Source organism: Chitinophaga sp. YR627 (assembly GCF_900114995.1).
Taxonomy (GTDB): Bacteria; Bacteroidota; Bacteroidia; order Chitinophagales; family Chitinophagaceae; genus Chitinophaga.
This window is the reverse complement of sequence record NZ_FOUX01000005.1, coordinates 724,018-738,200: the sequence shown is the minus strand read 5'-3', so window position 1 is coordinate 738,200 and position 14,183 is coordinate 724,018. Positions and strand designations below refer to the sequence as shown.

The window sequence follows — 14,183 nt, the reverse complement described above, 5'->3', positions numbered from 1 at the left end:
AAGATACAGATTATTATTTTTGCTATAGTAAATTAAGGTTACACCGCCCGTTTGAGAAAGATATAACCGATCAATCCCGATAAGAGGGAAGCCGCTATGATGGCTATTTTAGAGGTGATCTGCCAATCGGCTGCCGTATAAGCCAGGGTCGCAATAAATATAGACATGGTAAATCCGATCCCCGCGATCATGCCTATACCGAGCATCTGACCCCAGTGTGCGCCATCGGGCAGTGTGGCCAGTCGCAGACGGGTAGCCACGAATGAAAACAGGCAAATCCCTAATGGTTTCCCGATTATCAACCCGGCCAGTATCCCATAACTGATGCTGGTATTGAGGGATTGCCAGATATCCGCCGGAAAAATAATAGCCGTATTTGAGAGGGCAAAGATGGGCATAATGACAAAGTTCACCGGATCATGCAGCTGATGTATCAGACGGGAAATCTTTGGTAGCGGAATACAGGTCGCCAGCAATACACCGGCGATCGTCGCGTGAATGCCTGAATTATAGATACAATACCATAAGAGTATACCAGGGATAAAGTAGCACCATAAGGGGCGTACTTTAGTCCTGTTCAGGATAATGAGCAGGATCAATATAGCCGCAGCAGCCAGCAGATAACCCAACTGTAAACCAGCTGTATAAAAGATGGCGATGGTGATAATAGCACCCAGGTCATCGATGATGGCCAGGGCGGTGAGGAAGATCTTTAAGGAGAGTGGGACCCTGTTCCCCAGCAAAGAAAGAATACCGAGTGAAAAGGCGATATCAGTAGCCATCGGAATGCCCCAGCCATTGGTGTAGGGGGTATGTCCGTTGAACAGGGAGAAGATCAGCGCGGGGCAGATCATACCTCCCAGGGCGGCGAATACGGGCAGTAAGGACTGGCCGATGGAGGATAATTCACCGATAGTGACCTCCCTTTTAATTTCCATACCGACCAGGAAAAAGAAGGGCACCATCAATCCGTCGTTGATCCAGTGTAAGACGGTATGCGGCAGGTGCAGGGCTGGTACAGGTATATGTACAACCGTGTCCCAGCAGGCAAGATAGGCTTGCTGCCATGCTGAATTAGCCAGTATTAAAGATAAAGCCGTGCAGATGATCAAAATGATACCTACTGCACGGCTATCCTGTAAGAACTGGTAGATCGGTGATAATAGTTTTCTTATCAAAACTCGTCTTCCTCTTTTTTAGGCGCCTCCTCTTCCTTCTTCTTAACTTCTCCGGCAGTACCAAACAGTTCATACTTACTCTTCGGTCTGCGTTTGATATCCCAGTGGAAGTTTTCCAGTTTCATCTGGTCCATCGGGCGCTGTCCGAACGGATACATTGTTCCCTCCGGATCTTTGATAAATGAAATAGTATGCAGTTGTCCTTCTCTGAAATAAATATTGATCACACCACTCAGGGTCCTGTTCACACTCACATATGCACTGTCATCGTCCTGGACGTAGTAGATACTTTCGGCGTTACCGTCGACGTGCATCCAGTCAATGGCCTGTCCGGTAAAGTAGCCGGTGATCTGGTTACCCTTGATCTGGTTGTACATATTTCGTCCTGCTTCTTTTACGAGCAGTCCGTTTTGATCCAGCAGCAGTTTGTCTGCTTTCTGGTTTTTGGTATACATAAAGATGGTATCTCCGCTCAACTGTGTTTCATTGGCCCATAATACCGGGTTTCTGTAGAAGCGGAAGATGGAATCTTTGCCGGAGTAGTACAGGCTATCTGCAACACCCTGGAGAGAGTCAGAATAGATACGCACATTGTGCCATGCACGGATAAACCTGATTTCGGTAGTATCCTGTTTCTGTGCGCTGGTATCGGCAGGCAGTGTCAGGGCTTTGGCCATACCGCTGGTATCAGTTGGCAGCGACAAGGCTTTTGCTTTCAGGATGCCGAGCGAATCTTTTGCCAGTACGATGCCTGCCGGGTGAGGCAGTTTGCTGGTATCGTTTGCCAGTGCGGCTGCTTTTTCTTTGAAGGCCAGCAGAACTGAGTCTTTTGATAATACGATACTATCCGGTTTGAGCGCTTTGGTACTGTCGATCAGTTTCGCCAGTGCGTTTGGTAGTTTCGGGATGGTATCAGGTCCTGGTGGCGCGACCATGACTGGTTTCCCTTTGGTACTGTCCGGATTTATAGCGTTCTGCAGTCTTTTGGCGAATGCGGAAGTATCGGATGGAATGTCTGGTATTGAATCTGGCAGTGCTGTTTTGACCGTGTCCGGGACGACTGGCGGACTCACTTTCTGCACTGGCAGGGAGCGGCGGCCACGGGTTACGGGTTTTACGGTATCAGCAGCTACTTTCACCGCAGGTGCAGCGGTATCTTTCTTTACGATACCGGAGTAGAGGCTATCTGCGGCGAGGAACAGGGTATCTTTTTCCCTTTCCAGGATCATCAGCGGGTGCTGGGTGGCCAGTACGGTTTTCTCGATCTGATTAACGGTGCCATAGTTGGAGAGCAGGGTCATTTTCTGCGCGGTATCGCGGTAGACCATGTTCCCTACAGCGTAGGCCAGACCGGTCCGTTTATCCATCGTGATCCTGTCGGCGGTAATGGTCGCCGTGCTATCCTCGATGGTCGGGCGGCTGTCGAAATTACCTTCGCCGGTTTCGGTATTGTATTCACCGGAAGTCGTATACATGACGCTTTTACCATCATTGATGGTAGTAGGCGCGAGGATCGTGGCTATTTTAGTGCCGGTGTTATATAATAAAGTATCGGTGGTGAGGGTGTATTGCGGATCGACCAGTAATACGTTGTAATTGAAGTAGACGTCTTTGGTATCCGCGTAATAATAACCTTCCTGGCTGGTGAGTACACTTTTGCCGTTGACCAGTTTTCCTCCTTTTACATAAGTACCGATACGGGCATTCATGTCATAGAGGAGTTCCGGACCGGAGAGGGTGACCTTCCCATCGGTGAGCCGGGCGTTATCACGCAGGGTGGCCAGGCGGGTATTTCCTTCATAGTGAAGGTATTCACCATAGATATGAATACTATCGGCCTGGTTAATATGTATATGACCATAGGCATCCAGTACGTTGGCTGCCCTGTTGATCAATGCACTGTCACAATAAAATAAAGTATTGCCCTGACGGAAAATGGCATTACCGATAAATCTGTTCAGCTGTAAGCTGTCTTTTGTGAGCACATTCAGTTTATCAGACTGAATGATGTGAATAACCTGTGTGGTGTCTTTCTGCGAAGGTTCTGCTTCCTGCGCCCTGGCAGTGAAGATACCTCCCAGAAATAGTCCGGCAAGGAGAAGCCCGCATTTTGCTAAGTGCTGCATTTTCAAGATTATAGTGCCTTCGCGGTGTCAGATGGTATGGGCTGTACTTTCGCTTTTTTACCGAACAGGGAGAAGTGTACGTAACGTTTTGGATTCACGCGCAGATCTTCCAGCAGTTTGTTCAGGTTACTGAGTGAGTTTTGCAGGTTATTATATACCTGTTTGTCGTTCAGCATGAGGCCTACGGAACCGTCGGTACTATTTAATTTGGTAATTGTTTCGTTCAGGCGTGTGGACAACTGGTGTAATTGTACCAGTGTTTTATCGAGTTCACCATTTGCGAGGGCAGCAGTTGTTTTTTCTGCGTTACCAAGTATGGCGGTGATCTTATCGTTATTATTCTTAAGATTAGCGGTCAGTGCTTCCAGGTTATCGAACGTCGCTTTTACATTTCCGTGCTGAGGATCCAGCATACCATTTAAAGAAGCGGAGGTACGGGTAAAGTTGTTCATGGTGGTATTCAGGTGAGCGATGGCTTCACGCAGGTTACCTTTTGTAGACGGATCGAAGATGGAATTGACAGTCAGCAGCACGGAGTCTACGGAACCCAGGGTACCCTCGAGTTTTTTCACGAGTGGGTTCAGTTGTTCTTTCAGTGCGTCGGTGATGGAACCATCGACGGCGGCGTAGATAGTATCGCCACTTTGCAGATAGGCATTGGCGTTACCGAAGTCGATCTGTACGGTTTTGGTACCTAACAGGTCGCTGGAGATGCGCGCTACTGAGTTTTGCGGAATTTCGATCTTTTTGGTGATACGCAGTTCCACCAGGATCCTTCCGGCATTCTTATCCATGATTTCCAGGTTAGACACACTACCTACCACGAGTCCGTTCACCTGAACGGTCGCGGATGGTTGAAGGCCATTTACCTGGGTATATACGGCGTAAATTTTCTTACTGGTTGAAAAAAGGCTTTTTCCCTTTAACAAATTAAAACCCAAAATCAGCAATGCAATTGATACAGCTGCAAGGACGCCTACTTTGGTTTCGTTAGATACTTTAAGCATAGAATACGTTATACGTTGCTACAAAAATAATCAAAAAAGGTTGCGGGCAATCACAATCGGGATGCCGGGCGTCTATACCAAATCTGATACCGTTTTCGATGACGGCAGGCAAATATGCAGCTTTTCGGGAGAAATTAGTCTAATATATTGTTAAAGGAGATCTTGGGGCGGGTCAGGTAACGGGAATGTGTGTGGTGTATTGGCCAGGTCGGAGTGGTTTATCTGCTGGCGATACGGTTATTATCTGCGGTTACTACGGTGGCATTCCAGAAGCCTGCTTTTTTTGCTTTGCTGAGTGCGACGTTGGCTTCTTTTTCGGTTTTGAAGTTCACCCAGGTATATTTATTTAATGTTTTGCGGTTAATAACGACTGATTCCCGGACGATTGTTCCGCGTAAGTCTTTGAAGACAGGAGCACCGCGGGTATATTTTTTATCGGTAACGACCAGTTGGATATCATATTGAAGGGTGACTTTGGGAACAGAACGGGGGGCAGCAGGAGCAGATTCGGCTGCTGCCAGCTGGCCTTTTGTATTACCCTGTCCCATCAGTACCGCTTTCCGGAAGCCAAGCTGCTTTGCCTGACGCAAAGCAGCATTGACTTCTGCCTGGGACCGGAAACTGCCCCATATATATTTATACTTATTGATCTTTTTACTGTTGGTGACCATCTGTTCTTTCCGGATGGTCCCCCTTAATTTATTAAAGATGGCAGCGTCGCGGGTGTACTTTTTGTCACTTACGAGCAACTGGATATCATATTTATAGGCAGGCGCTTCAGGTTCTTTCCGCGCAGCAGCTACCTGGCGGGTAGCTGTTTTTGTCTTTGAGCTGGAAGAAACTGCAGCAGGCGCTGGTGTTTTTGTCTTTGCCGCAGCAACCGCATTCCGGGAATCGTTGTTCCGGGATTTAGGAGAACGGTAGCTGACAGGAGTGGACTGTTCGCTGGAAGCGGGAGCGGCAGACTGTCTGTCTTCCGGCGCACTGTAACGGCCCAGTTCATCTTTATAACGTTTGATGGCTTTGAAGATACAGTTGGCGGCTTCCTGCTGACCCTTATCGGAGTTCAGGTAGTCTTCTTCTTCCGGGTTGCTGATAAAGCCCAGTTCCACCAGTACGCTTGGCATGGCGGTGGCCTGGAGTACCCAGATACCTTTTTCATCACGCTGACGGGCGCCACGGCTGATACGGCCTACATTGGTGAATTCGTCTTCAATGAGGGTGGACAGGCGAAGGCTCTGATCGAAATAGGCGTTACGAAGGGTATTTAATAATATAAAGGTTTCAGGATCAGACATATCCAATACGGAATTTGCATCTTCCGAGTTGGCGTCCAGCATGATTACTGAGCTTTCTTTCAGGGATTCGGTTTTGGCATTGTTCTTACCGGTCGCCCATACATAGGTCTCGGTACCCTGAGCGGTGCTTGGGGAGGTAGCATAGATGGCTCTTTTTACAGGCACCTTCTTTTTACCTTTTTTAATATAGACTGTTTTGTAGCCGGTTACCTTACGGGTAGGACCTGCTGAGTTACAGTGAATTGAAATAAAAAGGTCCCCTTTTTCCCTGTTGGCGATGATCGCTCTTTCATTCAGATCGGCACGGAGGGTAGAGCCCAGGGCATTCCTCGTTTTACGCGTATACACTACACGTACATCCTTCATGTTTTCCTCGATGATCTTCCCCAGTTTCAGGGCCACGTCCAGCACGACACCCTCTTCGGTAGAAAACTTACCACGGGCGCCAGGTGTCTGCGCACTATGGCCTGGATCGATAACGATGGTCCGGAGCGGAGGATTTTGTTTTTTGCCAATAAGAGGTCGGTTCGTCGCGTAAAGTAGGATAGTCCCCAGGAAGATGGCACATCCGAAAAATATCCAAAATCGGTTCCAGCGCATGATTCAGTTTTTATATAATTTAATGGGCGTTAGTATTCTGTTAAATTGTTTAGGGAGCGCAGCGTTCGCTTTGTTCCTTGAATTGTCGTTCGTATTTTGTCGTCCGATAAATGACTGGATGCTTTGTTTGGCCTGGTGCTCATTTTCGTTTTACAATTGATAATAATTTGTATAAAATCTTGTAGGTTTGTGCCCGCTTAACACATGCACCTGAATTACAAAAATAATTATAAAAAGTTTTTGCGACAGATATACCTGACTTTTGCAGGTATATTAATTGTCATTCCTTTTATAATAAACGCAGTAGCAACTCCCGCGCCAAATGCCGGAGGACGTTTTAACAAAAGTTTCACAGATACCGTACCAAAACCTGTTACGCAACCTGCTGTTCCCGATACTAACAAACTGCCAAAGAAAGCAGCGCCGGTAATTACGGAGGAACCTAAGGTGAACGAAGAAGGTTTCCCTGAAGAAAACACCGGTACGGATAGTCTGGATTTGCCAAAGGTATCGAAAGATAGTCTGGAAGCGCCTATTACCTATAAGGCAAAAGACTCTATCGTGCTCCTCGTGCCGGATAAACGTTTCTATTTCTATGGTACCGCAAATACCAAATATCAGAAAACGACACTGAATGCGGAGCGTATGACCTATAACCAGGCTACGGGTATTATGGAAGCTACCACAGCAACCGATACCTCCGGAAAACCTTATGGCCGCCCGCAGCTGGAAGATAATGGACAGGCTTTCGACTCAGACACACTGAGAGTGAATATCGCAACACATCGTGCAAAGATCATACATACCCGTTCCCAGTATGGGGAAGGATATGTGTTGAGTGAGCAGACCAAACGCGAACCTGACAACAGCATCTTTGGTTATAAAAATGGCTACACTACCTGTAACCTGGATACGCCTCACTTTCAGTTCAGGGCCAATAAGATCAAGGTAATTCCTGATAAACTGGTCATATCCGGTCCTGCAAACCTTGAGATCGAAGGTGTACCAACACCATTATTTATACCTTTTGCAATATTCCCGATCACGCACGGCCAACAATCAGGGATCCTGGTACCGAGTTATATCGTGAATGCGCAAAAAGGGATGGGTTTACAGAATGGTGGTTATTATATAGGTCTCGGAGATAATTTTGATATGACCCTGCGTGGTGAGATCTATTCTTATGGTAGCTGGCAGCTGATGGTCAGTCCTACTTACCGCAAGCGTTATCATTACAATGGTGGTTTCACCCTGAGTATTGCCAATACCCGTTTCGGGGATCCGGCAGTAAAAACAGAGTTTACCAAATCCCGCGACTTCCGTCTGACCTGGAACCACAGCATGGACAGTAAGGCCCGTCCGGGTGTTACTTTCGGTGCAAGTGTGAACTTCGGTACAGCAAAGTTCAATACCTATAACGTATTTGACTATGCTTCCCGTGTGACCAATACCTTGTCATCTTCCATTAACTTTTCAAAGACCTGGCAGGGTAAGCCTTTCAACTTTACTTCCAGCCTTTCTCACTCACAGAACCTGACCACGCGTGATGTGAACATCGCATTCCCGTCAGCGACATTCACAGTGAATACGATCTATCCTTTCCAGCCAAAAGAAGTGGTGGGTAAGGCGAAATGGTATCATAAACTGGGGGTAGGTTATAATGGTACATTGAATAACAGTGTGACCTTTAAGGATTCTGTGTTTGGTAAGTCGAAGATGTTTGACGCGTTACAATCCGGTGTAAAACATTCCGTACCTATTTCGTTCTCTATTCCGGTGTTCAAGAACTTTACCCTGTCACCGGGTGTGAGTTATTCAGAATACTGGTTCACCAAGAAGACGATAAGAAAATGGAATGCTAATAAGCGTATCAGCATTGACTCCCTTGGTGGTATTGATACCACTTATGAATCCGGATTCTATAGTGCCAGACAGGCCAGCGCCAGTATTTCACTGTCTACCGCCGTGTATGGTATGTACCAGTTCAGCAAGACTTCCAAGATCAAAGCCATCAGACACGTGATGCGTCCGACGATCAGTATGAGTTACCAGCCTGACCTCGCGAGAAACGCTTATTATTATCTGCAGTATAACAGGGACGGGGATAGCTTAAGACAGTCTTACTTCCTCAGTTCTTCGGTGGGTGTGCCTTCGGATGGGCGGGCCGGATCGATCTCCTTTGGATTGGATAACAACCTCGAAATGAAGGTCTTCTCGAAAAAGGATACCTCGGCCAATCATGAGAAAAAGATCAAGCTGCTGGATGGTTTTGGTATCAATACATCGTATAACCTGCTGGCAGACAGCTTCAAACTGGCGCCGTTCAGTATCTATGCGCGTACCAACCTGTTTGATAAACTGAACATTACCGCCAGCGGTAGCATAGACCCATATGAGGTTAACTCCCGTGGCCGGAGACTGGATAAATATGTATGGAATGCCGGTAAACTGAGCCTTGGCCGTTTGACAAATGCGAGCATTGCGATGAGTACCTCTTTCCAGTCACAGGACAAGAAAGCAAAAGATAAAGAACAGCAGATCAATAACATAGAAAACGAACAGAGTACGGATGCGGCTTTCCAGGCACAACAGCGTCAGCTGGAGCAGGTAAGAAGAAATCCGGGTGAGTATGTGGATTTTGATATTCCGTGGAAACTCGATCTGTCTTATAGTATGACCTATTCCAAACAGATCCTTGTTGACTCGGGTGGGGTAGTAAATACTTTCAACCAGTACCTGAGTTTTAACGGTGATTTCAGTCTGACGCCAAAATGGAAGATCGGTGTAACCAGTGGTTACAACTTCAACGAGCAGAAACTGGCCTATACAAACATGTATATTTCCCGTGACCTGCACTGCTGGCAGATGTCGATCAACCTGGTGCCGATCGGTACCTACCGTCAGTTCAGTATTACGATCAGTCCGAAGTCCGGTATTTTAAGAGATCTCAGGATCAACCGATCGCGAACGTTCTACGATTTGTAGCTACGCGGTTAGTAAAAGATATAAAAACGAAGAAGGCGCATATGATATGCGCCTTCTTCGTTTTTATATGGTCTGGTATAATCGTATTGTCTATTTCTTCCAGTATTGTTCGATATGCTCCCACATCGTTTTAAACACCCTTTCTTTCAATGATTCCAGGTCGGCGGGAGTTAGTGCTGTTGTATCTATTGGCGCCAGAAAATGGATATCTATTGCGTGTGGAAGGGCATAAAATACCTTACCCGGCGGCATGATCTTACGCGTATTAAAAATAACGGTGGGCAGGATTGGTTTGTGGGTTTCGATGGCCAGCGTAAATGCGCCATCGTAGAAAGATTTCAGCGGATCGTCCGTTTTGTTGCGGGTACCTTCGGGGTATAGCAGCATATGTACGCCCTCACTCAGTACTTCTTTCATTTCTGCTACACTCCGTTTGCGGCTTTCCGGGTCATGTCTGTTCACCAGCACGGAACCTACTTTATACATGATACCGAAGATCGGCGCTTTCTTCATTTCTTCCTTGGCGAGGCTCTTGCTGGCGGCTGGAATGGCGTAGGTAGTGGTGGGCACGTCCATCATGGAATTGTGGTTACACACGATGATGTAGGGCTGGTCAGCATCGAAGTACGCCCTGCCTTTCACCCTTACCGGACAAAAGATCAGGGGCATATATACATGCATCCAGGCACGCCCGAGGGCCATAAAGTAACGGATGTTCCCCGGAGCAGGAAGTAATGAGACCAGCCACATAGGCAGCAGCATGATCAGCATAGTGCAGATAAAGGCGATCAATGCATAGGTAGCGTATAACCTGGCCAGGAGGTTCGTAAGCCATTTCATATCTGTCGGAGTTATTCTTGAGACCCTGTATTTACTATATAAATATAGGGACTATCTCCTATATATGCGTACATGCCTGCAGGGACGTACTAAAAAAAGCTTATTTGCTCTCAGGGTGCTCGCGTTTCCAGTCATACCGGAAATAACGGCCAAGGTCTTTGATGTATCTGAAGTAATCGTATTCGGTGTCGTATTCCAGGATCTGGTAGTAGCTGGGGCGGTAGCGTTGCATGAAGGCTTCCAGGGCAGTGGAATCGCTGATGCCGGTCAGTTTCTTTACGAGTGCTTTATTGAAACGGTGGTTGACATAATTTTCCTGTTCGAGGTCTATCAGATGATCTCTGAACCGTTCCATTCTTTTGATCTTCCGCATGGAGAGCAGGGCGTCGAGATTGAAGCCTACGACCGTACTACCGGTACTGATATATTCAGGACTGTAGTTAAATACTTTCTGGTATTCCATACGGTTAGCGATGGAGTCCATCTGGTAGGTCCTCCTTTTTTCTTCCACGACAACAGTAGGCAAGGTCGTAACGTCCACATGAATTTTCGTATCAAAAGGACGGTTACGCGGGATCTCTGCTACCGGGATCTTCATGGTCGCTTTTCCCTGGTAGGAGAAGCTGAGGGAATCTGCAGGTGCCATATTGAGACTGTAGCGGCCAAGGGAGTCGGTGACAGTCCCACCGCCGCCGGAATTCATAACGCTGACATAGGGCATACCAAAACGGCCGGACCGATCGTATACTGTACCGTATACCCGTACCTGCGCTGTGGCGATTCCGCCTGCCAGCACCAGTATAAGAAACAGGACCGTTTTTAGTATAAGGGTAGAATTACTCATTATGGGCTAAGCTAAGGCAGCTGAAAAAGATAATCAAGAATACCGTAAATATTAACATTTCATTTTAGATGAACGGTCGTCTGCCGGGGATGGACAGCTAAAAAGCCTTGTTTCGTCTGATCCTGCTGAGAGATTGCGGGGTGATGCCCAGATAGGAGGCAACATCAGCTAATTGCACCCTTCTGGCAATGTCGGTTTGTTTTTCCAGGAAGACCTGATAGCGGGCTGTGGAATCGAGACCCAGGTAGGCATTACGTATATTGATCTTTTCCAGCAAGGCCTGTTGTATACGTTCGTCTATCATGGGTTTTAACAGTGGATATGTCTTGTAGAGATCCTGTAGTGCGGCTCTGTCAATGATCAGTACTTCCAGTTCGCAGGCGGCTACGATTGATTCGTGTGCGAGCGTCTGTGTGGTGAAGCTTTTCAGGATCGTACAAAAGTGATTTTCATTGACGAAAAAGTAGGTCACGTCATTACCATTCTCTCCCTGTACCAGTATTCTGATCACGCCTTTACAGATAAAAAACAGCTGGCGGCAGACATTCCCGGAATGGAACAGGGTCTCTCCTTCTTTGAAGGTCTTACGGCTAAAAGCCTGCAGGATCTCTGCCTGTTCTGCTGCAGAAAAGGTATTCCCTGGCTGGAGATAATTGAATAGCTGGCTGTCCATACCGCAAATATCCGCAATTTGATGCAGTTATTCCGTTTTTACCATTTGTTCAGTGCCATGAATCCGGCCGGGGCGACCTTTGACATATCAAACGAATAATCATGGAAAAACAGATTAAGAAACAAACGTTGGAAGGTCAGCGGGTGATTGTACTGGGAGCAAGTTCCGGTCTGGGATTGGCAACAGCTATTGCCGCTGCGGAAGAGGGTGCAAAGGTAGTTATTGTGTCAGGCAATCAGCAGCGTATTAACGAGGCGCTGAAATTACTGCCGGCTGACAGTGAAGGCTACGCGGTTGACCTCTCACACGAAGAGAACATCCGTTCTTTCTTTGAAGGTGCGGGTAGTTTTGATCACCTGATCTATACGGCAGGAGAGAACCTCACTTTACAGGAAATCAGTAAGACCAACATCGCAGATGCACAGCGTTTTTTTAACGTGCGTTACTGGGGGGCTTTTGCCGCTGTAAAATATGCCGCTCCGCATATCAGAAAAGGAGGCTCTATTAATCTTACCGGTGGTAATGCGGGCCAGCGTCCAAATGCAGGATGGGGTGTAGCATCCAGCATCTGTATGGCGATGGAAGGATTTACCCGTGCCATGGCAGTGGAACTGGCGCCTGTGAGAGTGAACCTGGTTGCACCTGGTGTAGTGAGGACCAATTTGTGGAATGGCATGCCGGAAGCAGACAGAGAGAATATCTTCACAACGCTGGGAAATGCATTGCTGGTGAAGAGAGTGGGTGTATCGGAAGATATTGCGCAGACCTTTGTGTATATGATGAAGCAGGAATTTGCCACAGGACAGGTATTGACCGTTGATGGTGGTGGTGTGCTTATTTAATTAAGAATTAAGAATAAGAATTAAGCAGTAATGTGTTGCTGTGGAATAAAAGCGGACGATTCTTCCTGTTGAAAGGGTTGTCCGCTTTTTAATTAATAGCGGGAGGATGTAGTTGGTTTGGTATTATAATATTTGTGTATATTTAGTGCTTCCCAAATGGCAGCAAGTGGCCGAAAAACCAAACTGATCTTATTCCATGAAGACTAATTACAAACTATCAACTGCGGACAAAGAATTCATTGAAGGACATCTAAACGGGGATCTTTATAGTAAAACCGACCCGGAAGATCAGATCCGGCCAGAGATATCCCCGATTGACTATTACAGATTACATAATATGGATTTTAACTGGGCTGTATTGAGTCCGTTGTCGAAAATGGTTGCTGTACATCTGGAGAAAAAACAACAGGACCTGACTGAAGCGATCGCAGTCACATCACCCGAACAAAAGTTACTATTCTTCTGGTGGTATCTGGATGGTCAGGTTACAAATGGAGGTTTCAGCCAATTCATTGACAATGGCTATGATAAATACTTCCCACCGGTTTTAAATGGTTTAAAGCGATTACCTAATAAAAAATATTATGAGCTGGTTGAAAAGGTGTATTTCCTTTATCTGAAGGATAAACACGACATTATTAACAAAAACAACATTCCTTATTTCAAGATAAACGCACAGTTATATAAGGACGTTGAAGCTTTTATCAGAGCGCATCAGGAACAATTTATTAAACCGATAGATAAAAAGTATACCGGCCGGGTAGAACATAGGACCAATAATGTTTTAGAAGTCTTAGAAGTAAAGAAAGGAGTGCCGGAAGGAAAATATGAAAAATATGTGGACGATGTTCAGGTGGAGGAAATAGTCTATCGCAAGGGTAAGCAGGTTGCTGAAAAGAAATTTAAAGAAGGACAGCCATACGAGGAGAAAAGAAGTGACGACAGTATCAGGAACATGGAACATATACTGAAATACTATCCTAACGGGCAATTGGAATCGCACACAAAAAGAATAGTAAAAGACAGCTATAATTCGAATATGGTGTTCAGGGATAGATTTTACGATACCGGCACTATAAAAGCGCAATACTGGGAGGACGAAACAGAAAAGATTCACATCAGGAGATATTTTGATGATGGACAGATAAGAAGTTACCACACGCTTAAAAAAATTGAGAATGAACGCTTCAATAAATTGAGTGAATACCTGATTTGTTTTGACGAGAATAAAAAGGAAACATTAATTAATGGGAATGGTGTTTTTTATGATTATGATTTTGAAGAAGAAAACAGCAGGTTTTCATTTTATAATTACGTGGTGAATTGTGAAAATTATTTATCTAATGGTGAATCAATTGGTTACAAGGATGGAAAATTGTGGCTTAAAAGGACCTATGTTAATGGGGTGGAGCACGGTTTGAATATTGAATATGATGACAGTGGTAATGAAGAAGCTGTAAGGGAATATGAAAATGGAAAGTTTGTGCGGGTGGTAAAACAAAAATAAAATCAATAAACTGTATGATAATAATGGGCCGGTCTCTTCATTTGTGAGGCATGGCCCATTTTAGATAATTTGACTGACATCTCTTCTCAGCCGCCGAATTAAATCGCTTTCTTTGCTGAATAAATAGTTGTAACATTGATGAAACCCGAATCTAAATCTGTCAGCCTGAACTAAATCGTATCAATCAAATTCGCAGAACTTTTTTTGAGAGCCTAATGTATACCGACGTTTAAAGTGAACGCTGTAGCTATTGAATAACTTTTCCTGTGGTATCCTATGTAGC

10 protein-coding genes are annotated in these 14,183 nt (G+C 45.9%); 3 read left to right on the top strand and 7 right to left on the bottom strand.

The window, feature by feature from the left end; all coding sequences use genetic code 11:
* Positions 1 to 38 precede the first annotated feature (38 nt).
* The 4 genes from nhaA to BMZ72_RS28060 form a co-directional block, all read right to left on the bottom strand.
* On the bottom strand, positions 39 to 1,178 hold the full coding sequence (gene nhaA, locus BMZ72_RS28075; RefSeq protein WP_089813346.1) for a Na+/H+ antiporter NhaA: 1,140 nt from the start codon (positions 1,176 to 1,178) through the stop codon (positions 39 to 41).
* The gene (locus BMZ72_RS28070; protein ID WP_089813344.1) at positions 1,175 to 3,304 is read right to left on the bottom strand and encodes an OstA-like protein; all 2,130 of its coding nucleotides are present in this window, start codon (positions 3,302 to 3,304) and stop codon (positions 1,175 to 1,177) included. Before BMZ72_RS28070 ends, nhaA begins: the two co-directional genes overlap by 4 nt.
* A gap of 8 nt (positions 3,305 to 3,312) precedes the next feature.
* Entirely contained in the window at positions 3,313 to 4,311 is a 999-nt protein-coding gene (locus BMZ72_RS28065; RefSeq protein ID WP_089813342.1) for an MlaD family protein, read from the bottom strand.
* A gap of 218 nt (positions 4,312 to 4,529) precedes the next feature.
* A complete protein-coding gene (locus BMZ72_RS28060; RefSeq protein ID WP_089813341.1) occupies positions 4,530 to 6,209 on the bottom strand; it encodes an N-acetylmuramoyl-L-alanine amidase family protein in 1,680 nt (559 codons plus the stop codon).
* 240 nt (positions 6,210 to 6,449) lie between these two features.
* On the opposite strand from BMZ72_RS28060, the gene BMZ72_RS28055 reads away from it, so the two are divergent.
* Positions 6,450 to 9,194, top strand: a complete 2,745-nt coding sequence (locus BMZ72_RS28055) for a putative LPS assembly protein LptD (RefSeq protein WP_143087805.1) — start codon at positions 6,450 to 6,452, stop codon at positions 9,192 to 9,194.
* Positions 9,195 to 9,284: 90 nt separating this feature from the next.
* Here the strand turns inward: BMZ72_RS28055 and BMZ72_RS28050 are convergent, their stop codons facing one another.
* The 3 genes from BMZ72_RS28050 to BMZ72_RS28040 form a co-directional block, all read right to left on the bottom strand.
* Positions 9,285 to 10,034 (bottom strand): lysophospholipid acyltransferase family protein, encoded by a 750-nt coding sequence (locus BMZ72_RS28050; protein WP_089813336.1) that lies wholly within the window; start codon positions 10,032 to 10,034, stop codon positions 9,285 to 9,287.
* A gap of 100 nt (positions 10,035 to 10,134) precedes the next feature.
* Positions 10,135 to 10,878, bottom strand: coding sequence for a peptidase associated/transthyretin-like domain-containing protein (locus BMZ72_RS28045; protein WP_089813333.1), 744 nt, complete (start codon positions 10,876 to 10,878; stop codon positions 10,135 to 10,137).
* A gap of 97 nt (positions 10,879 to 10,975) precedes the next feature.
* Positions 10,976 to 11,551, bottom strand: coding sequence for a Crp/Fnr family transcriptional regulator (locus tag BMZ72_RS28040; RefSeq protein ID WP_089813331.1), 576 nt, complete (start codon positions 11,549 to 11,551; stop codon positions 10,976 to 10,978).
* Between the two features lie 101 nt (positions 11,552 to 11,652).
* Here BMZ72_RS28040 and BMZ72_RS28035 point away from each other — a divergent pair, with 101 nt between their 5' ends.
* Positions 11,653 to 12,393, top strand: coding sequence for an SDR family oxidoreductase (locus BMZ72_RS28035; RefSeq protein ID WP_089813329.1), 741 nt, complete (start codon positions 11,653 to 11,655; stop codon positions 12,391 to 12,393).
* Positions 12,394 to 12,589: 196 nt separating this feature from the next.
* Positions 12,590 to 13,900 carry a DMP19 family protein gene (locus BMZ72_RS28030; protein WP_089813326.1) on the top strand — a complete coding sequence of 437 codons (1,311 nt, stop codon included), beginning with the start codon at positions 12,590 to 12,592 and terminating at the stop codon, positions 13,898 to 13,900.
* The last annotated feature ends 283 nt before the right edge of the window (positions 13,901 to 14,183 follow it).

Coding starts and splice junctions, on each gene's coding strand:
- BMZ72_RS28040 (WP_089813331.1), bottom strand. CDS start 11,551: ATGGACAGCCAGCTATTCAATTATCTCCAGCCAGGGAATACCTTTTCT.
- BMZ72_RS28060 (WP_089813341.1), bottom strand. CDS start 6,209: ATGCGCTGGAACCGATTTTGGATATTTTTCGGATGTGCCATCTTCCTG.
- BMZ72_RS28035 (WP_089813329.1), top strand. CDS start 11,653: ATGGAAAAACAGATTAAGAAACAAACGTTGGAAGGTCAGCGGGTGATT.
- BMZ72_RS28070 (WP_089813344.1), bottom strand. CDS start 3,304: ATGCAGCACTTAGCAAAATGCGGGCTTCTCCTTGCCGGACTATTTCTG.
- BMZ72_RS28030 (WP_089813326.1), top strand. CDS start 12,590: ATGAAGACTAATTACAAACTATCAACTGCGGACAAAGAATTCATTGAA.
- BMZ72_RS28050 (WP_089813336.1), bottom strand. CDS start 10,034: ATGAAATGGCTTACGAACCTCCTGGCCAGGTTATACGCTACCTATGCA.
- BMZ72_RS28065 (WP_089813342.1), bottom strand. CDS start 4,311: ATGCTTAAAGTATCTAACGAAACCAAAGTAGGCGTCCTTGCAGCTGTA.
- BMZ72_RS28045 (WP_089813333.1), bottom strand. CDS start 10,878: ATGAGTAATTCTACCCTTATACTAAAAACGGTCCTGTTTCTTATACTG.